The sequence below is a fragment of the Labrys sp. F242 genome (assembly GCF_057813875.1).
In genome coordinates this window covers 2047748-2069304 of record NZ_JBVASG010000001.1, presented here as the reverse complement: position 1 = coordinate 2069304, position 21557 = coordinate 2047748, and the positions used below count along the sequence as shown (strand labels likewise).

Here is a 21557-nt window from a genome sequence, read left to right as displayed (position 1 = left end):
CAATCGGGTCCTACGATAGGGCCGAATGCGGCGGCAAGATGGGCAAAAGGTAGCCTTAAGTCAATTCGGCCGACCGGCGTACAACAGCGAGACCATGCCGTTGCCATGCCGCTCGATTCGCCCGGAGAGATCGAGTTCGAGCAAGGCGAGCTGTACGCGCCGGGCATCGAGGCCGGAGGCGCGCACCAATTCGTCCATCGCCACGGGCGAAGGCCCGAGCACGGCGATCAGGCGGTCCTGGTCGGGATCACCCGTCGACGCGGAAGGAGGGGCAGGAGTGGTTTCCGGCTCCCTGGTCTCGAATTCGAAGCGGGGCTGAATGGGCCGCGGCGGCGGTGCGGGGCGCTCGACCAATGGCGTCAGAGCTTCCAGCACGTCGCCGGCATGCCGGACCAGGATAGCTCCCTCGCGCAGCAATTTGTTGCTGCCGTCATTGCGCGGATCGAGCGGCGACCCGGGTGCGGCCATCAGTTCGCGGCCTTGCTCCAAAGCAAGCCGGGCCGTGATGAGGGAGCCGGAGCGTGCAGCGGCTTCGATGATGACCACACCGAGCGAGAGGCCCGACACGATGCGGTTGCGTTTGGGGAAATCGCGTGCCGTTGCCACCCACTCGAACGGCATCTCGGAAATGACGCAGCCTGTGGCAGTGATATCCTTTGCGAGTTGTTCGTGCTGTGACGGGTAGATATGGCCGAGACCACCCCCGACCACGGCGACGGTGCCGTTGCTCACGGTGGCGCTATGCGCGGCTTCATCGATACCCCGCGCCAAGCCGGAGACCACGGTGAAACCGGCATTGGCGAGTTCGCTCGCCATGACAGCCGCGAATCGGCGCCCAAGCGCAGAGGCATTGCGGGCACCCACGATGGCGACCGTCGGCCGGGACAAGGGAGCGAGCGATCCCCAAACGGCGAGGAGAGGCGGGGCCGATTCGATGGCGGCCAGAGAGAGGGGGTAGTCGGCTTCGCCCACGGCCACGAAGCGGGCACTAAGAGCGGCCATGGCCTGCAATTCTCGCCGAAGGCCAGCCTCGGAGGGCAGCTTGAGGGCACGGCCGCTGCGCCTGGCGATCTCGGGCAGGGCCTCGATCACGGCTCTGGCGGAACCGTGGCTTTCCAGCAAGCCCTTGAAGCTGATGGGGCCAATGCCGTCGCAGCGGATCAGGCGCAGCCAATCCAGCTTTTCTTCATCCGAGAGGGCAGAACCTGGCGACGTCACGCCTTCTTTCCAATGCGGCTCTCCGTACCATTGAGGAGACGGCCGATATTGGTGCGATGCATCACCCACAGGACCACGGTGAGGATGGCAAAGAGCAGGGCTTCACGCTGATAGCCCATGAGCAGGAGCGCGATCGGGCTCAGCAGGCTGGCCGTCAGGGCCGAGGCCGACGAATAGCGGGTAATGAAGGCAACCGAGACCCAGACCAACGCGAAAAAGATGGCGATAGGCCAGGCGAAGGCGGCCAGCAGGCCGAGATAGGTGGCGACGCCCTTGCCGCCCTTGAATTTCAGCCAGATCGGGAAGAGGTGACCGACAAAAGCGGCGAGTCCGGCGAAGACTGCGGCCCCATCTCCCCAGAAGTGGCGCGCGAGCAGCACGGCGGCCGTGCCCTTGAGGGCGTCGAAGATCAGGGTGGCAGCCGCCAGATCCTTGCGGCCGGTGCGCAGGACATTCGTGGTGCCGATATTGCCAGAGCCGATGGCGCGGATATCCCCCAGTCCGGCCAGGCGAGTGAGAACCAGGCCGAAAGGAATCGACCCGAGCAGGTAGCCGAGCAGCAGCGCCGCCAGCGTCGTCGTCAGGGTCAGGTCGGCAAACATCGGCAGCTCGCTTTAGGAAGAAAAAGTCCGTGCCGCACACTATCGTCACTCGCCGAGGGCCGGCCACGAAAATCTTTGCCTTGAGACGGAGCGGGGTATCGACGAAGGAGTTTTCCTCAGCCTTTGTTGGGTCGACCGGTTGCGATGACCCGGGAGCGCGCTAAGGCTTTCCCGATGTGCTGAGCTGGTTCAATGCTGTAGGACGCATGGGCGCACCGCATTTGTGGGAGCCGGCCGACTGAAGGAGATTTGGATGCGTGTCATCGTGGCTTCGGCTTTGTTTCTTGGTCTGGCCGGCGCGGCCCTCGCGCAGCAGCCGACCTACAACGAACAGGTCGAAAAGGAGTTTCCTGCCCTGGACCGGCTGGTGAAGGCGCAGCCCTACAAGGGAGCCTACGGTGCCCTGTTGAAGGAATTGTCGCCCGTTCCCGACTATTTGTCCGACGTGCTCAGGCGCAAGGGTGACTATATGACTTTCGGCTCCAAGCAGGTGAGCATCGACGGTTCGCCCTACCGCGTCGCCATGGTCTGTCCGACCAACGTGACCTGTGCCGAATATGGCAGCGTCTTCCTGTTCACGGCCGATGGCCGTCAGGTCTGGGCCGAGATCCGCGACGGCGACAAGCCGGTCTATCTGGGTGGCCCCAGCGCGGGACAGAAACAGGCCCTGGATAAGGCATTCGACGAATAGAACGATCCGTTCCTGGAAATGGAATGCTTTGACGATGGGAGAGAGCGGACGGGGACGTCCGCGCTCCCAGGACTCCATATTCTTGAGGCAGGCCTTCAGCCCCGCTTTCTTGAGGCAGGCCTTCAGCCCCGCTCGAACACCTGGCGGCCGGCAACGAAGGTGCGGGAAACCAGGCCGCTGAGGCGCGCGCCGTCAAAGGGCGAGTTCTTGCAGCGAGACCGTAGCTTGGCGGCGTCGAGCACAAAGGGCACGTCAGGATCGAAGACGATGACGTCCGCGCTTGCACCCTTGGCCAGCGTGCCGCCAGGCAGGCGCAGAATCTGCGCCGGTCGCGTCGAAAGAGCCCGCAAGAGGCCGATCAGGTCCAGCGAGCCGTCATGCACCAGTCGCAGGCCGGCCGAGAGCATGGTTTCCAGGCCGATGGCGCCGTCGGCGGCCTCGGCGAAAGGCTGGCGCTTGGTCTCGACGTCCTGGGGATTGTGATCGGAGACGATCGCATCGACCAGCCCATCCTTGACCGCCTGCACCAGGGCCATGCGGTCGTCCTCATGGCGCAGCGGCGGCGATACCTTGCAGAAGGTACGGAAACCGTCGATGTCGTTCTCGTTGAGGGTGACGTGGTTGATCGAGGTGGAGGCGGTGACGTCGAGCCCGTCCTGCCTGGCCCGGCGCAGCACCTCGATCGAGGCGCGGCAGGTGACGGTTGCGGCGTGATAACGCCCACCGGTCAGGGCGACCAGGCGCATGTCCCGTTCCAGCAGGATGGCTTCCGCTTCGGCGGGAATGCCTGGCAGGCCGAGCCGGCTGGCAAATTCGCCCTCGTTCATCACGCCGTCACCGGCCAGATCGCTATCCTGGGTATGATGGATAATGAGAGCGTCGAAATCGCGCGCATAGGTCAGCGTCCGACGCATCACCCGGGCATTCATCACGCTGTGGGCGCCATCGGTGAAGGCGACGGCACCCGCTTCGCCGAGCAGGCCGATCTCGGTCATCTCCTGGCCGGCAAGCCCCTTGGTCAGCGCCGCCATGGCATGGACATGCACGATGGCGGTATCGCGGGCGCGGCGCAGTACGAAATCGACCACGGCGGGATCGTCGATCGGCGGATGGGTTTCCGGCGTGCAGACGATGGTGGTGACGCCACCGGCAGCCGCCGCCTGAGAGGCGGTGGCGAGGGTCTCGCGGTGCTCGGCGCCCGGCTCGCCCGTCACGGCCCGCATGTCGACCAGGCCGGGAGCGACGACCTGGCCATCGCAATCGATAATGGCGGTGTCCGAGCCCACGGCGCCGGAGTTGAGATGGCTCCCGATATCGGCGATGACGCCGTCGCGAATCAGTAGGCCGCCACGCTGCTGCGATCCGGCGGCGGGATCGGTCAGCAGTGCATTGACCAGAAGGGCATTGGCCGGGGCCAGAGGGCGAGCGTTATCCAACTTCCAGTTCCCCTCAGACATTCGGCAGGTTGCGGGCAAGAGCCTCGAGCACGGCCATGCGGACGGCGACGCCCGCCTCGACTTGCTCGCGGATGAGCGACTGGGCGCCGTCGGCGACGGCGGTATCGATCTCCACCCCGCGATTCATCGGGCCGGGATGCATCACCAGGGCATCCGGCTTGGCAAAGCCGAGCTTTTCCTCGTCCAGGCCGAAATAGCGAAAATATTCCTTGGTCGAGGGGATGAAAGCGCCTGCCATGCGCTCGCGCTGGAGGCGCAGCATCATCACGATGTCGGCGTCGCGGAGACCTTCCCGAATGTCCTTGAAGATCTCGACACCGAAGCGATCGATGCCGGCGGGGAGCAAGGTGGTGGGTGCGATCAGGCGGACGCGGGCCCCCAGCGTGCCGAGCAGCAGGATATTGGAGCGGGCAACGCGTGAATGCAGGATGTCGCCGCAGATGGCCACCGTCAGCCCGGCGATGCGCCCCTTGTTGCGGCGGATGGTGAGGGCATCCAGCAAAGCCTGGGTCGGGTGCTCGTGGGCGCCGTCGCCGGCGTTTACCACGGCGCAATCGACCTTGCGGGCCAGGAGATGCACGGCGCCGGCCTGGTTGTGCCTGACCACGATCACGTCTGGCCGCATGGCGTTGAGGGTGATGGCGGTATCGATCAGCGTCTCGCCCTTCTTCACCGAGGACGAGCCGACCGACATGTTCATCACATCGGCGCCGAGCCGCTTGCCCGCCAACTCGAAGGAGGACTGGGTGCGAGTCGAGGGCTCGAAGAACAGATTGATCTGGGTGCGCCCGCGCAGGGCGGACGATTTCTTCTCGACCTGCCTGTTGAAGGCGATGTGCTCGTCGGCTTCGTCGAGTAGGCTGAGGATATCGCTCTCCGTCAGGCCTTCTATGCCGAGGAGGTGGCGGTGCGGATAAGTCGCTTGAGCTGGCTTTGTCATCAAAGCCGACTTCATAGGCCGCACTAGTGACGGCAGCAAGGCCGGAGATAGGCCTTGCGTGTTTTTCCACCTGAGACTTTTGGGTGAGGGCTTCCAGGGAGAGTGCGGACATGACTTGCCTATCCCTCGGACCAATGCTATCGGCGAGGTGATACTCGAACCGGGAAAGGAGGGCTGCGCGTGATTATTCGTTGCGATCATCATCGCCAGCGTGGCCCAGTTCAGGCCCTGCAGATGCGTTTGCAGGGCTGACCAGAGGTCGTATCTCCCCCTTGCTGGTCTGCCCTTCGTGGCCCGCGCAGAACGAGAACATGCTCGTGATTGCGCATCGTCAAACGCCGTTCCTTCGCCTGCATTCCTTGATGGCTGCGTGCCCGGGATGCCGCGATCGCCGGTCCGGACCAGAGAATTCCCATGAGCCTGATTACCCTGCGCAACCTCGGCGTGACGCTGAGCACACCGCTTTTCTCGCAACTCAACCTCACCATCAATGCCGGCGATCGTATCGGTCTGGTGGCGGCCAATGGCCGTGGCAAATCCACCCTCCTGCGCTGCATCGCCGGCACGATGGATCCGGGTGAGGGGGATATCGTCAAGTCACGCGGGCTGACGATCGGCCACGTCGAGCAGCATGTGCCCACAGTCTTGCTCGACATGCCCTTTTACGAGGCTGTCCTCTCGGCCCTGTCGGCGGAGGCGCAGGTAAGCGAGGGCTGGCGCGTAGACGTCACCCTCGATTCGCTGCAGGTACCCGAAATCTTGCGGCAGAGGTCACTCGGGCAGTTGAGCGGCGGTTGGCTCAGGCTGGCCATGCTTGCGCGGGTCTGGGTCAGGGAGCCCGATCTCCTGCTACTCGACGAGCCGACCAATCACCTCGACCTCGCCAAGATTGCCCTGCTGGAAGATTGGCTCAACGCTTTGCCGCGCGACGTGCCCGTGGTGGTGGCAAGCCATGACCGGGCCTTCCTCGACGCCACCACCAATCGCACCCTGTTCCTGCGGCCGGAGCATTCGCAACTGTTCCCCTTGGCCTATTCGCGGGCCCGGATCGCACTCGATGAGGCCGACGCCGCGGACGAACGGCGCTATCAGCGAGATATCAAGACAGCCCAGCAACTGCGCAAGCAGGCGGCGAAGCTGAACAATATCGGCATCAATTCCGGCAGCGATCTCCTGGTCGTCAAGACCAAGCAATTGAAGGAGCGCGCCGGACGCCTGGAGGGCGCGGCAAAGCCCGCCCATCAAGAGCGTTCCGCCGGCGCCGTCCGGCTTGCCAGCCAGGGCACGCATGCAAAGGTACTGGTCAGCTTCGATGACGCGGCTGTGACCACCCCCAACGGCACGCTGCTGTTTCGGACTGGCAAGCGCTTCATCTGCCAGGGCGACCGCATCGTTCTGCTCGGCGCCAATGGCGCGGGCAAGACGCGGCTCGTCAGCTTGCTGCGCCGTGCGATCGAGCAGCCGCAGACCGATGCGGAAGGCGTTAAGGCCACCCCCGCGCTGGTCCTCGGCTATAGCGACCAGGCTCTGGCTGACCTCGACGACGCCGAGACGCCGCACCATGCCCTGATCCACCGCTTCGAAGTCGGCGACCAGCGGGCGCGCTCGTTACTGGCCGGGGTCGGTGTGGCGATCGAGAAGCAGACCCGTCCGATCGGCCAGCTCTCCGGGGGCCAGAAGGCACGTCTGGGTCTGCTGATGCTGAGGCTGGCCGAACCGAACTTCTATCTCCTCGATGAGCCGACCAACCATCTCGACATCGACGGGCAGGAAGCCTTGGAGACGGAGTTGCTGCGCCCCAATGTCAGCTGCCTGCTGGTCTCGCATGACAGGAGCTTCGTACGTGCAGTTGGCAATCGCTTCTGGTTGATCGAAGGCAGGAAGCTGATCGAGGCGGACGGACCAGAGGCGTTCTTCGCCGCCGTAAGCGGGACGGAGAACTGATTGTTCCTCTCCCGGCCGCGGCCCTTCCGGATGGTTTCGGAAGGACCGAGCCCTCCGTTGGCTGGCCGAATATTTCCCTTGTCGGGGCGCGTGGGCTGGCTCTTAATGCTCGTGCCGGGGGGCGAACGAACAAACAAGAACAGACAGGAAGAACGCTCATGGCAGGCGCGGCGACAGGTCAGTCGAAAGCGGGGACCGTACTCAGGGTCACCAGCGGCAATTTCCTCGAAATGTTCGATTTCTTTTTGTTCGGGTTCTATGCCACCCAGATATCCCAGGCCTTCTTTCCTTCACAGAATGAAACGACGTCTCTTCTGCAGGCCTTCATGACTTTCGGGGCCGGCTTCCTGATGCGGCCGCTCGGTGCCTTGTTTCTTGGCTCCTACATCGATCGTATCGGCCGCCGGCGGGGACTGATCGTTACGCTCGGCATCATGGCGATGGGCACCGTGCTGATCGCTTTCGTGCCGGGCTATGCCACCATAGGCTTGCTGGCGCCGATCCTGGTACTGATCGGGCGCTTGCTGCAGGGCTTTTCGGCCGGCGTGGAACTGGGCGGCGTCTCCGTCTATCTCGCCGAGATGGCGACCCCGGGCAACAAGGGCTTTTATGTCTCCTGGCAGTCGGCCAGCCAGCAGGTCGCCATCGTGGTATCGGCCTTGATCGGCTACGCGCTCAATCACCTCCTGATGCCTGAGACCATCACCGATTGGGCCTGGCGCATTCCTTTCTTCATCGGCTGCATGATCGTGCCGCTGCTGTTCTTCCTGCGCCGGAGCCTGGAGGAGACGGCCGAATTCGAAGCGCGTCATGTCCGACCGACCCTGCAGCAGGCGGTGTCTTCGCTGTTGCAAAACTGGCAGGTCGTGTTGCTCGGCGTGATGCTGGTGTTGATGACCACCGTCTCCTTCTATCTGATCACCGTCTACACGCCGACCTTCGGCAAGAGCGTACTCAAATTGTCGGAGTCCGATGCCCTGGTGGTCACTTTGTGCGTCGGCATTTCCAATTTCATCTGGCTGCCGGTGATGGGGGCGTTGTCGGACCGCATCGGACGCTTCCCCATCCTTGCGATCTTCTCCTTCCTGATGCTGGTGACCGCCTATCCCGCCCTGTCCTGGTTGGTCAGCGCCCCCAGCTTTGCACACATGCTGGAGGTCGAGCTGTGGTTTTCCTTCCTCTATGGCAGCTATAACGGTGCCATGGTGGTGGCCCTGACCGAGATCGTGCCGGCCCACGTCCGTACCACTGGATTCTCCCTGGCCTATAGCCTCGCCACCGCGCTCGGTGGCTTTTCACTGGCGGTCTCCACCTGGCTGATTTCCCTGTTGCAGAACAAGGCGGCACCGGGGCTGTGGCTGTCGGCGGCGGCGGCTTGCGGATTGATCGCAGCCCTGCTCATCTACCGCACGAAACTGGCGAGCAGCCGACCGGATCCGGCATCGGCATTCTAGGACAAACGAACGCTCCTGGCCGAGCGCTCGTTCGTGCTTGGTCCTTGTTTGGATACGTCGTCGCGATTCCTGTCGATTTCGGCAGACCGCAAGGCACTTTGGGAGTTGGTTGTCGCAGATGTCGGATGTCGTAAGATTGGGGCGGGAGGCGACCTGGACTCTCGCCTATGGTGCTTGCCGGGGGGCGGGCGCCGATGAGGCGATTGCGCGGTCGCTTGCCGATGCCATCGTTTCCGCCGAATGGGTTGGGCGCTCCTCGGTGGGGCTTGCCCATCTGCGTGATTATCTGGTCGGTTTTACCTCGGGGCGGATCGCCACAGGGGTAGAGCCGGAACTCGACGATCCGGCCTTGGCTATTATCCGCTCCGATGCGAAGGGCGGTATCGCCCAGCTCGGTTTCGACAGGGCGTTCGACGCGTTGTGTAGCAGGGCCGGTCTCTACGGGCTGGCGGTCTTCGTCCAGCACAACAGCTATACCACCGGCGAGCTGGGTTACTATGTGCGCCGCCTGGCCGAAAACGGACTGGTCGCCATTGCCGCTTCCAACGGGCCGGCCCTGATGGCGGCCGCATTGGGCAGCGAGGCAGTCTATTGCACCAATCCTCTGGCATTCGCGGCTCCCGTCGCCGGTGAACTGCCGTTGTTGATCGACCAGGCTTCCAGCGCCACCGCCTTCGTGAATGTCCGGCGGGCCGCCGAGAAGGGCGAGACCATTCCAGAAGGCTGGGCGATCGATGCGCAGGGACGCCCGACGACCGACGCGCGCGAGGCAGTCAAGGGAGCGCTCCTGGCCTTCGGTGGCGCCCGCGGCGGCAATATCGCCCTGATGGTGGAGGTGCTGGCCGCCGGCATCAGCGGAGCGAACTGGTCGCTTGATGCCCCGCGTTTCATGACTGGTGAGAAAAGCCCGGGAGCGGGCCTGTTCGTGCTCGCCCTGAAGCCCGATCTCCTGGAACCGGGCTTTGCCGATCGCCTGAAGGAGCAGTTGAACAGGCTGTCCGGCAAGGGAGTGCATATTCCCGGCCGCAAGCGCGCCGGCGAAACCATCGAGGTTCCCAAGGCGGTGATAGAGGCGTTGGAACGGGACGGGCGCTGACGCATTTCGTCGTCCCGGTTCTGTCCAACAACGACGCACAGCACGTCAAATTGCGCATGGCGGCGAGCGTCAGCAGCTTAGCTACTTTGCAGTCCAATAAGGCTTCGATGCGGTTATCGCCCGTAGCCCAGGCGATCCAGTGCGCCTTGCAGGATGAAGGATGCGGCCATTTTGTCGACGACCTCCGCGCGCCTGCGCCGCGAGGCATCGGCTTCGAGCAAGGTTCTCGTCACCGCGACCGTGGACAGGCGCTCGTCCCAAAGAGCAACCGGCAAGTCACTCAGGCGTTCCAGATTGCGGGCAAAGCTTTCGGAGGCCTGAGCGCGCGGGCCCTTGCTGCCATCCATGTTGAGGGGGTATCCAAGTACCAGGCCGCCGACATCGTGCCGGGCGGCGAGGGCGAGCAATTGTTCGGCATCGGCGGTGAACTTGGTGCGCCGGATCGTCTCCAGCGGCGAGGCGATGGTCAGCATCACGTCGGAAAGCGCCAGCCCGATCGTCTTGGTGCCGAGATCAAGGCCAAACAGGCGCATTTCGGCAGGCAGGTTTTCGGCGAGGTCGAAAAGATCAACGATCAAGGAAATATCCCTGGGAGCATGTCGCTGAGACGTCCGCGGTCCCAGGATTGGCGTCTGGTTGGAAAGCCGATAGCATTTCACGGGGGTGGGGCGTTATGGTTTTCTGTCGCTAACACCAAACCTCATTGTTCAAGGGATTATCCAAATGCGTATTACCTGGCTCGGCCATGCCGCCTTTCGTGTCGAATTCGACGGCAAGGCCGTGCTGTTCGACCCCTTTTTGAGCGGGAACCCCTCCTTCAAGGGGGACCGCGCGGCCGTCAGCGCCGGCATCAGCCACATCTTGCTCACCCATGGCCATGCCGATCATGTCGGCGATACCATCGAACTGGCGCGGGAAACCGGAGCGACGGTGGTCTCCAATGCTGATCTGGTGACCTTTCTGGCGGGCAAGGGCGTAGAGAAGGTCGAGCCGATGAACACGGGCGGCACCGTCGACCTTGGCGGTTTCACCGCGACGATGGTGAGGGCGGATCATTCGGCCAGTCTGATCGACAATGGCGTCAGCGTCGCTGTGGGCAATTCGAACGGCCTCATCCTCAAGGCGCCGGGACAGCCGACGCTCTATCACCTGGGCGATACCGACATCTTCTCCGACATGGCGCTGATCGCCGAACTGCATCAGCCCAAGATCGGCCTGGTGCCGATCGGGGACCGCTACACCATGGGCCCGCAGACTGCGGCGCTCGCCGTGAAGCGCTATCTCAATCTGGAGGTCGCGATTCCCTGCCATTACGCGACCTTCCCAGGCCTGGTGAGCAATGCCGACGCCTTCACCGCGGGCATCGCCGGCAGCAAGACCAGGGTGCTTGCCCCCAAACCCGGCGAAAGCGTGGAGCTGGGATAGGGACGCATATACGAAAGGTCACAGGCAACTTGCCTGCGACCTCCCGCCTGACGTGGCAGGTATTTGCGTCGCCGCCTCAGCGATACCGGCAGTACCGTTTGCTGTAGTCGGCGGCGTTGATATCCCCGAGGCTGGAGCTCTTCTGCCAGAGATCGCAGGCCTTGTTGCGGTTTCTCGGCACGCCAGTGCCGTCATAGGTCATGATGGCGAGGCCGACATAGCCTTGTGAATCACCGGCTGCGATGGCCTGGTTGTAGTAGTCAATCGCTTTCGGGTAATTACGGCGACCACCGACGCCCAGGCGGTAATAGTCGCCTAGCCCGGAGAGGGCGAACATCACTTTCTCATCCACCGCCCTCTCCATCAGCGCCAATGCCGCGGCGGGGTCCTTCTTGACGCCGCGCCGGGTCTTCATCAGGCCGGTTGCCACGTTGTAGATCGCCCGTTTGTGCCCCTTTTCCATTGCCGCCTTGTAGGCCACCATGGCTTCTTTGAAATTCTCTGCCTTGTCATAGCTGCGGCCAAGCTGGAAGAACTCCCGCGATGGCGCATCGGCGATCTTCGTCGCCTTCAGACAGGCGGTGATTGCTGCCGAGGTGTCGAGCTTGTCGAAGGTGACGCCGGGCAGATTTGCGGGCTTCTGTTCGTCCATTGCGTGGGCGGCCGCACGATCGCAGGCCTCGATATCAGGCGATGATGCGGCATCCTGCGCGGTCTGGGCGGGTGGAGATGAAGGTGCCGGTTCCGCCGCCGGCGCTGGTGTGCCCCGGTCCTGGGTGGTCGCCTCCGGGGGTGGCGTGGCCGGTGCGGCAGCCTTGCCCAGTGCTCGCAACTTGATCTCGGCCAGGGGCTTGTAGACACCCTTGAAGGTGCCACTGGCAACCTGGTCGAGATAGGCCTGGAACATGGCAGGATCGGTGCTGTTTTGCACCGATTGCCAGAAGATGTCCTCGGCCGACTGGCTCGCCTGGGCGAGCAGCAGGGGACGGGCCGGATCAGCCAGTCCCGGTGCGCTCAACGACAGCGCCAGCGCCGTGGCGATCAGCGACCCTGCCAGCAATTTCATCGACATCTATACTCTCCGCTCATTTCCAACCGTCTGACTGAACCTGCCTGCGCCTATCGCTCAGCCCGGCGGGCATTTGGCATTGAGATTGCCCGCTGCGTCGGCGTCCCCCGCGGCCGCGCCCTGCCTGAAGAGGTCGCAGGCCTTGCCGGCATCCTTGGTCACGCCCTGGCCTTTGAGGTAGAGCAGGCCAAGGCCGGAAAAGGCCGTCGGCTCCTTGGCCTGGACCCCGAGTTCATAGATCGCTGCGGCCTTGCGATAGTCGCGGCTGGCACCGAGGCCATTGGCATACATCCATGCGATGCGGCTGATGGCCGGCGCGTAATTGCCATCGGTGGCCTTGTAGTAGAGGCTGAGGGCCTTGACGGCATCCTTTGGAACACCCCGCCCGGCCAGATGGCGCCCGGCCAGCTCATACAGTGCGATGCCGTGGCCGAGAGCCGCGGCTTTCTGCAACTGCACCAAAGCCAGGGCATCCTGGCTGCTCTGACCATAGGCGCGGGCGAGCTGGTAATAGAGGCGGCGCGGCGCGCCCGGCGAAGCAATGGCCTTGCTGCAGGCCGCGACGGCAGCGTCCGCCCCCGCAAGGGTCACATTCACGCCCCCTACGTCCTTCGGCCTGTCGGGGTCGCGCGGATCGGCGGCGGCCTGATCGCAGGCCTTGACGTCGTCGTTCCGCGCTTCGGTTTTTGGAGCGGCTGGAGCCGGCAGGGCGGCCTGCTGGCTGGATGGCGGCGGGGAGGCGGGCTTGGGCGCGGTTTGCGGCTCGGATTTGGGCTGCAGAGCGGCAAGCTTGATCTGTGCCAGTGCCCTGTAGGTACCCGTGAAAGTCCCGCTCTGGACTTGTTCGAGATAGGCCTGGAACATGGCGGGATCGGAACTGGCCTGGATCGACTGCCAGAACAGATTTTCAGACTGGCTGTCGCCGGATAGGGAGGCTGTCGGTGCGGCGGGCAACGCCTGGACCGCGGGGCGAGCCGCAGGCAGGTCACCCGTCAGCGTCACCCGGCCTACGATACCGTCATAATAAGCCGGCACCTGTTCACGGCCGGCGCTGCGGGCAAGGGCGCGCACCTTCTCCTGCGTTTCCTTGGCCATGTCGATCAGCGTCAAGTCCTGGCGCCCCAGCAACGGCAGGAAGGAGCGCACGAAGACGGAAGTTTTTTCGGGGTCGCCCGACGAAAGGCGGTCCAGCGCCTCCTGCTTGCTGCCGGCCGAAAACATGATGAAGACGCCGCCATCCGCCTCCATGCGGGCAAGGCCCCGGGTCGCGGGCAGGGCACGCGTGCCGCTCTGCGCGAAGGGATTGTTGCGACAGGCATCGAGAATTGCCACCACCTGCCGGGCGCCCTTGGAGCGGAAGCGCTCGATGATGTCGGCGGCGTTGAAGGATTCGTCCTTGATGAGGCCGGCTTCTCCCTCGGTCGCGGCGGGAATGTCGACCGGAAGCAGCCAGTTCTGCCCGTCGATCTCGACGCCATGGCCGGAGTAATGGAACAGCACAGTGTCGCCAGGACTGATCGCGCTCTCCACCGTCGCCATGGCCCGGCTGATCTGGCGCTTGGTGCCGTTCTCGACCAGCGTGACCGTGAAGCCCGCCCGCTGCAACGCCTCACGCATCGCCTGGGCGTCGTTCACGGCCGTCTGCAGTGGCGGCACTTCCTGATAGGTATTGTTGCCGACGATGAGGGCAAGCAGCTTGGCGGAGGCCGGCGCCACGCCGTTCCCGAAGGCCAGGAGGGCGAGTAGGAGCAGGACGAAGCGCGCTCTCATGGAGATTCCCCAATCGCATAGGCAGGATAGCTTACGCAACGACCTCTTACGAGAGCCATCGCGCAGGCGGCGTCGAACAAGCGTGACTCGTTCCCCTGACTTGCGGCATCATGGAGGACAAGATCGGTTGCGCCTGCAAAGCTACGCGTGATAGACCGCGCCGTTCCGTGATTTTGCGCACAATCGAGGGTTTCATGTCTGTCGATGCCGCCACGGTGAAGCGTATCGCGCGTCTTGCGCGCATTGCCGTCACCGAAGAAGACGTTCCGCATTTGCAGGGCGAGCTGAATGCCATCCTCGATTTCGTGGCCCAACTCGATGAAGTCGATGTCGACGGTGTCGAGCCGATGACGTCTGTGACACCGATGGTGATGAAGAAGCGCCAGGACGTGGTGACGGACGGCAATATCGCCGAAAAGATCGTCGCCAATGCGCCGGCCTCCGAGGACAACTACTTCCTCGTTCCCAAGGTCGTCGACTGAGTTACGCCGTTTCCAGGCCAGGCGTGCCCGAGCCGCTGCATTCCCCGCCGCTTCGAGCCCTGGCCATATCCGTTCAGGACATCTTTCCGTGAGCCATATCACCGATCTCACCCTTGCCGAAATCCGCGATGGCCTGAAGGCCAAGGCCTTCACCGCGACCGAGGCGGCCAAGGCCTATCTCGACGCGATGGAGAAGGCACGTGGCCTCAATGCCTATGTGCTGGAAACACCGGAGCAGGCCCTCGTGATGGCTGCCCAAGCCGACGACAAGCTCGCCCGGGGCGAAGGCGGCGCGCTTGAGGGCGTGCCGCTCGGCGTCAAGGATCTGTTCGCCACCGAGGGCGTGCGCACCACCGCCTGCTCGCGCATCCTCGACAATTTCGTGCCGCCCTATGAGTCGACGGTGACGAGCCAGCTCTGGCGCGACGGCGCCGTGATGCTCGGCAAGACCAATAATGATGAATTCGCCATGGGTTCGTCGAACGAGACCTCAGCCTTCGGGGCGGCTGTCTCGCCCTGGCTGCCGCCGACCTGGAGCGCCGAGGAAGGCAAGCGCAAGCTCGAAGAAGCCCGCGCTGCCGGCAAGACGCCGAACGGCTTCCTGGTTCCCGGCGGCTCCTCCGGCGGCTCCGCCGCCGCCGTGGCCGCGCGTCTGTGCCCCGGTGCGGCCGGTACCGACACCGGCGGGTCCATCCGCCAGCCTGCTGCCATCACCGGCATCACCGGCATCAAGCCGACCTATGGCCGTTGCTCGCGCTGGGGGATCATTGCCTACGCCTCCTCGCTCGATCAGGCTGGTGCCTTCGGCCATACCGTTCGCGATTGTGCCATCATGCTCAACTCGATGGCCGGCCACGATCCCAAGGACACCACTTCCATGGATATCGCCGTGCCCGATTACGAGGCGGCGATCGGCGGCAGCGTTAAGGGCAAGGTCATCGGCATTCCCAAGGAATATCGGGTCGAGGGTCTGTCGGCGGAGATCGATGCGCTCTGGCAGAAGGGCATTGACTGGCTGCGCGATGCCGGCGCCGAGATTCGCGAGATCAGCCTGCCGCACACCAAATATGCGCTGCCGGCCTATTATATCGTGGCCCCGGCCGAGTGCTCTTCCAATCTCGCCCGCTATGACGGCGTGCGCTATGGCGAGCGGGTTGCCGGCCGCGAGATCACCGAGCTCTACGAGAATAGCCGCGCCGCCGGTTTCGGCGCCGAGGTAAAGCGTCGTATCCTGATCGGCACCTACGTGCTCTCAGCCGGCTATTACGACGCCTATTACGTCCGGGCCCAAAAGATCCGCACGCTGATCAAGCGCGATTTCGAACAGGCCTATGCCAGCGGCGTCGATGCCATCCTCACCCCGGCCACCCCGTCGCCCGCCTTCGGCATCGGTGAAAAGGGCGGTACCGATCCGGTGGAGATGTATCTCTACGACGTCTTCACGGTCACGGTGAACCTGGCCGGCCTGCCGGGCCTGTCCGTTCCGGCTGGGCTGTCCTCGGGCGGCCTGCCACTCGGCCTGCAGCTCATCGGGCGCCCCTTCGACGAGGAGACGCTGTTCACCCTGGGCCATGCCGTCGAACAGGCGGCCGGCTCGCTCGGCCGCCCCGAGCGCTGGTGGGCCTGAGCATGAGCGGCGCCGAGGACACCCGCGAAACATTGGGCACGACCGAGACATTGGCGGACCTGCGCCGGGAGATCGATGCCATCGATGAAAAGCTGGTGCATCTCCTGGCCAACCGCCTCAAGGTCGTGCAGCGGGTGGTCAAGGTGAAGAACCGCGACGGCCTGCCCGCCAACATCCCCGAACGCGTCGAGGAAGTGGTGGCATCGGCCTGCAAGCGGGCGCAAGCCGAAGGATTGCCGCCCGAGCTTGCCGAACTCATCTGGCGCGACATGGTGGCCTGGATCATCGATTACGAGAACCGCCACCTCGCCGCCGACAAACCAGGCTGAATCCAGCCTGCAACACTATCGAACCGTTCTTTGAACCGGAGCCTAGACATGAACGCCACGGTTGACCCCAAGAAGCTGATCAAGGGCGCCACGGGCGACTGGGAAGTGGTTGTCGGCATGGAAATCCATGCCCAGGTCACTTCCGAGGCCAAGCTCTTTTCGGGTGCTTCCACCAAGTTTGGCGGCGAGCCCAACAGCCACGTCTCGCTCGTTGACGCCGCCATGCCCGGCATGCTGCCCGTGATCAACGAGGAATGCGTGCGCCAGGCCATCCGCACGGGGCTCGGCCTCAAGGCGCAGGTCAACCTGAAGTCGGTGTTCGACCGCAAGAATTATTTCTATCCCGACCTGCCGCAGGGCTACCAGATCTCGCAGTACAAGCAGCCGATCATCGGCGAGGGCACCGTCATCGTCGAGGTACCGGAGACCGGCGAGACGCTGAGCGTGGGCATTGAGCGCCTGCATCTGGAGCAGGATGCCGGCAAGTCCATGCATGTGGGCGATGTCTCGCTGGTCGATCTCAACCGGTCGGGTGTGGCCTTGATGGAGATCGTCTCCAGGCCGGATCTGCGGTCGGCCGACGAGGCGCGCGCCTATGTCACCAAGCTGCGTACGATCCTGCGTTATCTCGGCACCTGCGACGGCGACATGGACAAGGGCAATCTGCGTGCCGACGTCAACGTCTCCGTGCGCAAGCCCGGCGATCCCCTTGGCACGCGCTGCGAGATCAAGAACGTCAACTCGATCCGCTTCATCGGCCAGGCCGTCGAGATCGAAGCCCGTCGCCAGATCGGCATCCTGGAGGATGGTGGCTCCATCGACCAGGAGACGCGTCTCTATGATCCGAACAAGGGCGAGACGCGGTCCATGCGTTCGAAGGAAGAAGCACACGATTATCGCTACTTCCCCGACCCGGACCTGCTGCCGCTCGAATTCGATCAGGCCTATGTCGACGATCTCGCCGGCCATCTGCCGGAACTGCCCGATCCCAAGAAGGCGCGCTTCATCAGCCAGTACGGCCTGTCGGCTTATGATGCCGGCGTGCTGACGGCCGAGCGCGAATCCGCGGACTTCTTCGAGGCAGTTGCCACGGGGCGCGACGGCAAGATCGCGGCAAACTGGGTGATCAACGAATTGTTCGGGCGCCTCAACAAGGAAGGGCTCGACATCACCTCTTCGCCCGTCTCGGCCCAGCAGCTCGGCAGCATCGTCGATCTCATCGGCGAGAACGTCATTTCGGGCAAAATCGCCAAGGATCTGTTCGAGATCGTCTGGACCGAGGGCGGCGACCCGCGCGCCGTCGTCGAGGCTCGCGGCATGAAGCAGGTTACCGATACCGGGGCCATCGAGGCCGCCATCGATGCGGTGATCGCAGCCAATCCCGACAAGGTCGAGCAGGTCAAGGCCAAGCCGACCATGCTGGGCTGGTTCGTCGGCCAGGTGATGAAGCAGAGCGGCGGCAAGGCCAATCCGCAGGCCGTGAACGATATCCTGAAGGCCAAGCTCGGCCTGTGAGGGCGAGGTAGCGATGTGCCGATCGCGCTCCGTCGAACGATGGAGCGCGATAGGCACATCGTGGCTGAACCTGCTCAGGCGGTCTTCTCGCCATCCCAATAATTCCTGGTCGCCGACATGTCGAAAACCCCTGGCTCCACGCGGAGGGCGTCGACGGCCATCTTGTTCGAGTCGGGATAGACGCAGACCTCGTTCGGATTGCGCTCGCCGATCATCAGATACCGACAGGGACCCGTGCCGCTATTGACGAAGGAATGGCCGATCTTCCGCCCGGCGGGAAAACAGACATAGTCGCCGGGTTTCATGGGGAGGCGCTCCTCGCCGAGGATGAGCGTCAGCTCTCCTTCGAGGACCAGTGCATGCTCTTCTTCCAGCATGTGGTAATGGGTCGGGCAGAGCCGCATGCCCGGAGCCGGGGACTCGATCAGCACGCCGACGCGATAGGCCCTGCCGGCCACCGCGTGGGTCAAATGCTTGGAAGAACCGCCAAATTGCGGGCCGGCGCCATCGCCGTTCCAGGGGATGTCGTCCGCCGAGATGGGGAGGAGAGGCTTGGTCGGCTGAGACAGCGTGGCGATGACGTCGGGCCTGGGAAAAGCAGGATTGTCGAGGCCGGTCACTTCTCCATCCCAGTAGCTGCGGGCCGCCGCGAGGTCGAAGATGGCATCCCGTCCTAGGGCTCGCACCAGCACCTTGTTCGAGTCGGTGTAGACGACGACCTCATTGGGGTTGCGCTCGCCGATGATCACGTAGCGGGCCGTTGCGGTGCCGGTGTTAAGGAGGCAATGCCCGGCCCTTTGTCCGGCGGGAAAGCAGATATAGTCGCCCGCCTTCATCACATGCGTCTCGACGCCGACCCGCGCGGTGAGTTCTCCGTCGAGGACGAAGACGTGCTCTTCCTCGAAAATATGAAAATGCGCGGGCGAACTCTGCCTGCCGGGCTCGAGCTCCTCGATGGCGACGCCGACATGATAGGACTCACCCATGGCAGCCAAGGTGAGATGACGATAGCGTACGCCGAAACGAGGCACGTCGGACCATTCCGTCCAAGCCACGTCATGCGACGAAATCGGGCGCACCGCAGGCTCGTTGTCTGCCGTCATCGCTCGACACCCTTTCGTGCTTCCGGCCGAGCAAGACTTCCCGGCGAGGTGAAAAGGCGCGCCGGCATCGGGGACGGCGCGCCTGCCATCTTTATTGGCGGTTCCAGGTGACGGACCGACAAATCAGTCCGCCGAGCACGCAGCCGGCGGTGGTGAGGCGGTTGCCCGAAAGGGTCATGGTGCCGGTATAGGTTTTGCCGTCCTCAGGATTGAAGGCCTTGCCTTTCCATTTATCGTCGCCCGACGGCGCCATGTCGTAGAAAACGCGCTTGCCGACATTGTCTTGATGCTTGGGATCCTTGACCCAGGTGACGGAGCCGCACAGAGCTTCGCCGCAGGGAGCGATCTTCACCTTCGATTCGCCGTTCTCCCTCAGCCAGGTCCCGGAGGCATCGCCGGCGTGGGCGGCGCCTGCCAACAAAGTACTTGAGACAGCGGCTATAACAACTTGTGATAGCTTGATCTTCATCGATTTCACTCCAGGGCGTGGCTGTAAGAGGCAGCATGAGGTGCCCCTGCGCGACCGCATCATTTGCCAAACTCAGGCAATGTGCAAATCGCAGCGATGGAGGTTGTGGGCGAGATGAATCTGCCCTGCGCTGCCCGTTTTGCAGGCATGCTTGTTTAGGAGGCGAATTCCGCTTGCTGCCATCCCTGTGACTGGCTAGATTGTGAGCATAAAGGAGCCCTGCATTCATGGTAGGCAAGGAAATCGCGACTGAGGTCCAGTCCGCGCCGCCGGAGCGGCTGCGGATCGGGGCAGTCGAGTTGGCAAACCCGGTAGTCCTGGCGCCGATGTCCGGCGTGACCGATGCCGTTCTGCGTGGCATTGCGCAGCGCCAGGGCGCAGGTCTGGTGATTTCCGAGATGGTAGCGAGCGATCGTCTCGCCACGGGCGACGAAGAGGCGCGCTTGCGGGCCGAAGCCCCCGGCGGCGGGCCGCACGTCGTGCAACTCGCCGGTTGCGAAGCGCGCTGGATGGGCGAGGCGGCCCGGGTGGCCGTCGACGCTGGTGCGGATGTCATTGACATCAATATGGGCTGCCCGGCCAAGCGCGTTACTGGCGGCTGGTCCGGCTCGGCCTTGATGCGCGACCTCGATCACGCGCTTACCCTGATCGAGGCGACGGTATCGGCCGTGAAGGTTCCGGTGACGGTGAAGATGCGCCTGGGCTGGGACCATGCCAGCCTCAACGCCCCGGAGCTTGCCCGCCGCGCCGAGCGGGCAGGCGCCGCCATGATCACCGTGCATGGGCGTACGCGCATGCAGTTCTACAAGGGCACCGCCGATTGGCAGGCCATTCGGGCCGTCAAGCAGGCGGTCGGCATCCCCGTGGTCGCCAATGGTGATTGTCGCAGCCTCAGTGATGCGCTGGCCATGCTGCAGCAATCGGGTTGCGATGCCGTCATGGTCGGCCGGGCCGCCCAGGGACGGGCCTGGCTGCCTGGACACATAGCCCGCGAGCTCGCAGCCGGCGAGGTGCTGCCGGTGCCCGATGCGGCGGTGCAGCGTGATCTCACCCTCGAGCATTATCACGGCCTGCTGGATCTTTACGGACCTGCGCACGGCATCCGCCACGCCCGCAAGCATCTGGCCTCGGCGATGGAGGCTGCCCAGGGCTATTTCGGCGGCGGCAATGCCGAACTTCGCCAGTCGGTGCTGACGGGTGACAAACCGAGTGATGTGGCGGCCGCCTTCAACGCCTTTTTTGCCAGTCTCGATCGGGTGGCGGCATGACAGCACTGCCACGCCACATGCCCAATCACGAGGCCGTCCTGAATGCCTTGCCTCACGCCATTCTCTCGGTGGATGGGCAGGGCAGGGTGCTCGATGCCAATATGGCCGCCGAGGCTTTCTTCGACGTCAGTGCGCCGATGATGCGGCGCAACCTGATCAAGGATCTGCTGCCTTTCGGCTCGCCCCTGCTGGCCCTGATCGACCAGGTCCGCGAGCGCAATGCGCCCGTGAACGAATATCGCGTCGATCTCGGCTCGCCGCGGATCGGGGTAGAGCGGCATGTCGACATCCAGGTCGCGCCGATGCAGGACCAGTCCGGCGGCGTGGTGATCATGCTGCAGGAACGCACCATCGCCGACAAGATGGATCGCCAGCTCACCCACCGCGGTGCAGCCCGTTCGGTGACGGCACTGGCGGCCATGCTGGCCCACGAGATCAAGAATCCGCTTTCCGGCATCCGTGGCGCCGCCCAGCTCCTGGAGCAGTCGGTCGAGGATGCCGACCGCGAGTTGACGCAGCTGATCTGCGAGGAGGCCGACCGTATCGTCAAGCTGGTCGACCGCATGGAGGTGTTTTCGGACGAGCGCCCGGTGGCGCGCAGCCCGGTCAACATCCACGTCGTGCTGGAGCATGTGAAGAAGCTGGCCCAGTCCGGCTTTGCCCGCAAGATCAAGTTCATCGAGGATTATGATCCCTCGCTGCCGCCGGTGCATGCCAACAAGGACCAGCTCGTTCAGGTCGTCCTCAACCTGGTCAAGAATGCCGCCGAGGCGATCGACGGCGACACGGATGGCGAGATCACCATGACCACCGGCTTCAAGCCAGGCGTGCGCCTGTCGGTGCCGGGATCGTCCTCACGGGTCAGTCTGCCCATCGAGGTCTGCATCAAGGATAGCGGCCCGGGGGTGGCGCCTGATCTTCTGCCCTACCTGTTCGATCCCTTCGTCACCACCAAGACCAGTGGCACCGGGCTGGGGCTGGCCCTGGTCGCCAAGATCGTCGGTGATCACGGCGGCATCGTCGAATGCGAGAGCCAGAACAAGCGTACGGTCTTTCGCATCCTTCTCCCCATGTATCGTTCCGACCGTAGCGCATAGG

General features: G+C 63.9%; 20 protein-coding genes. 11 read left to right on the top strand and 9 right to left on the bottom strand.

Annotation, left to right across the window (positions count from 1 at the left end; all coding sequences use genetic code 11):
• Positions 1 to 60: 60 nt before the first annotated feature.
• Together dprA and plsY are read right to left on the bottom strand one after the other, a co-directional pair.
• Complete coding sequence (gene dprA, locus ACZYTC_RS09640; protein WP_488989422.1) at positions 61 to 1218, bottom strand: DNA-processing protein DprA; 1158 nt, start codon at positions 1216 to 1218, stop codon at positions 61 to 63.
• Positions 1215 to 1820, bottom strand: a complete 606-nt coding sequence (plsY, locus tag ACZYTC_RS09635) for a glycerol-3-phosphate 1-O-acyltransferase PlsY (RefSeq protein WP_488989421.1) — start codon at positions 1818 to 1820, stop codon at positions 1215 to 1217. Before plsY ends, dprA begins: the two co-directional genes overlap by 4 nt.
• A gap of 253 nt (positions 1821 to 2073) precedes the next feature.
• Between plsY and ACZYTC_RS09630 the strand changes: the two genes are divergently transcribed.
• Entirely contained in the window at positions 2074 to 2511 is a 438-nt protein-coding gene (locus tag ACZYTC_RS09630) for a hypothetical protein (protein ID WP_488989420.1), read from the top strand.
• A 122-nt stretch (positions 2512 to 2633) separates the two neighbouring features.
• Here ACZYTC_RS09630 and ACZYTC_RS09625 read toward each other — a convergent pair whose 3' ends face one another.
• Positions 2634 to 3947 carry a dihydroorotase gene (locus tag ACZYTC_RS09625; protein WP_488989419.1) on the bottom strand — a complete coding sequence of 438 codons (1314 nt, stop codon included), beginning with the start codon at positions 3945 to 3947 and terminating at the stop codon, positions 2634 to 2636.
• 13 nt (positions 3948 to 3960) lie between these two features.
• A complete protein-coding gene (locus ACZYTC_RS09620; protein WP_434956295.1) occupies positions 3961 to 4908 on the bottom strand; it encodes an aspartate carbamoyltransferase catalytic subunit in 948 nt (315 codons plus the stop codon).
• A gap of 414 nt (positions 4909 to 5322) precedes the next feature.
• Between ACZYTC_RS09620 and ACZYTC_RS09615 the strand changes: the two genes are divergently transcribed.
• The 3 genes from ACZYTC_RS09615 to ACZYTC_RS09605 all read left to right on the top strand — a co-directional run bounded on the left by ACZYTC_RS09615 (position 5323) and on the right by ACZYTC_RS09605 (position 9402).
• Positions 5323 to 6852 carry an ABC-F family ATP-binding cassette domain-containing protein gene (locus ACZYTC_RS09615; protein ID WP_488989418.1) on the top strand — a complete coding sequence of 510 codons (1530 nt, stop codon included), beginning with the start codon at positions 5323 to 5325 and terminating at the stop codon, positions 6850 to 6852.
• 158 nt (positions 6853 to 7010) lie between these two features.
• Complete coding sequence (locus ACZYTC_RS09610) at positions 7011 to 8306, top strand: MFS transporter (protein WP_441773043.1); 1296 nt, start codon at positions 7011 to 7013, stop codon at positions 8304 to 8306.
• Between the two features lie 118 nt (positions 8307 to 8424).
• Entirely contained in the window at positions 8425 to 9402 is a 978-nt protein-coding gene (locus ACZYTC_RS09605; protein WP_441773042.1) for an Ldh family oxidoreductase, read from the top strand.
• Positions 9403 to 9515: 113 nt separating this feature from the next.
• Here the strand turns inward: ACZYTC_RS09605 and ruvX are convergent, their stop codons facing one another.
• A complete protein-coding gene (ruvX, locus tag ACZYTC_RS09600; RefSeq protein ID WP_441773169.1) occupies positions 9516 to 9935 on the bottom strand; it encodes a Holliday junction resolvase RuvX in 420 nt (139 codons plus the stop codon).
• 190 nt (positions 9936 to 10125) lie between these two features.
• Between ruvX and ACZYTC_RS09595 the strand changes: the two genes are divergently transcribed.
• Positions 10126 to 10827 (top strand): metal-dependent hydrolase, encoded by a 702-nt coding sequence (locus ACZYTC_RS09595; protein WP_434956299.1) that lies wholly within the window; start codon positions 10126 to 10128, stop codon positions 10825 to 10827.
• A 76-nt stretch (positions 10828 to 10903) separates the two neighbouring features.
• Here ACZYTC_RS09595 and ACZYTC_RS09590 read toward each other — a convergent pair whose 3' ends face one another.
• Together ACZYTC_RS09590 and ACZYTC_RS09585 are read right to left on the bottom strand one after the other, a co-directional pair.
• Positions 10904 to 11899, bottom strand: coding sequence for a tetratricopeptide repeat protein (locus tag ACZYTC_RS09590; RefSeq protein ID WP_488989417.1), 996 nt, complete (start codon positions 11897 to 11899; stop codon positions 10904 to 10906).
• Between the two features lie 54 nt (positions 11900 to 11953).
• Positions 11954 to 13666, bottom strand: a complete 1713-nt coding sequence (locus tag ACZYTC_RS09585; protein ID WP_488989416.1) for a caspase family protein — start codon at positions 13664 to 13666, stop codon at positions 11954 to 11956.
• Between the two features lie 194 nt (positions 13667 to 13860).
• Here ACZYTC_RS09585 and gatC point away from each other — a divergent pair, with 194 nt between their 5' ends.
• From gatC to gatB, 4 genes are all read left to right on the top strand, one after another.
• Positions 13861 to 14148 carry an Asp-tRNA(Asn)/Glu-tRNA(Gln) amidotransferase subunit GatC gene (gatC, locus tag ACZYTC_RS09580; protein ID WP_149250944.1) on the top strand — a complete coding sequence of 96 codons (288 nt, stop codon included), beginning with the start codon at positions 13861 to 13863 and terminating at the stop codon, positions 14146 to 14148.
• Positions 14149 to 14236: 88 nt separating this feature from the next.
• Positions 14237 to 15775, top strand: a complete 1539-nt coding sequence (locus ACZYTC_RS09575) for an amidase (protein ID WP_488989415.1) — start codon at positions 14237 to 14239, stop codon at positions 15773 to 15775.
• Positions 15776 to 15777: 2 nt separating this feature from the next.
• On the top strand, positions 15778 to 16104 hold the full coding sequence (locus ACZYTC_RS09570; protein ID WP_441773038.1) for a chorismate mutase: 327 nt from the start codon (positions 15778 to 15780) through the stop codon (positions 16102 to 16104).
• 48 nt (positions 16105 to 16152) lie between these two features.
• Complete coding sequence (gene gatB / locus ACZYTC_RS09565) at positions 16153 to 17619, top strand: Asp-tRNA(Asn)/Glu-tRNA(Gln) amidotransferase subunit GatB (protein ID WP_434956304.1); 1467 nt, start codon at positions 16153 to 16155, stop codon at positions 17617 to 17619.
• A gap of 74 nt (positions 17620 to 17693) precedes the next feature.
• Here the strand turns inward: gatB and ACZYTC_RS09560 are convergent, their stop codons facing one another.
• Together ACZYTC_RS09560 and ACZYTC_RS09555 are read right to left on the bottom strand one after the other, a co-directional pair.
• Positions 17694 to 18722, bottom strand: a complete 1029-nt coding sequence (locus ACZYTC_RS09560) for a cupin domain-containing protein (RefSeq protein ID WP_488989414.1) — start codon at positions 18720 to 18722, stop codon at positions 17694 to 17696.
• Positions 18723 to 18813: 91 nt separating this feature from the next.
• Entirely contained in the window at positions 18814 to 19191 is a 378-nt protein-coding gene (locus tag ACZYTC_RS09555) for a DUF2147 domain-containing protein (protein WP_434956306.1), read from the bottom strand.
• A 227-nt stretch (positions 19192 to 19418) separates the two neighbouring features.
• Here ACZYTC_RS09555 and dusB point away from each other — a divergent pair, with 227 nt between their 5' ends.
• Positions 19419 to 20459 carry a tRNA dihydrouridine synthase DusB gene (gene dusB, locus ACZYTC_RS09550; RefSeq protein ID WP_434956307.1) on the top strand — a complete coding sequence of 347 codons (1041 nt, stop codon included), beginning with the start codon at positions 19419 to 19421 and terminating at the stop codon, positions 20457 to 20459.
• Positions 20456 to 21556: a two-component system sensor histidine kinase NtrB gene (locus ACZYTC_RS09545; RefSeq protein ID WP_434956308.1), complete on the top strand. Its 1101-nt coding sequence runs from the start codon at positions 20456 to 20458 to the stop codon at positions 21554 to 21556. The genes dusB and ACZYTC_RS09545 overlap by 4 nt, the downstream gene beginning before the upstream one ends.
• Position 21557 lies beyond the last annotated feature (1 nt).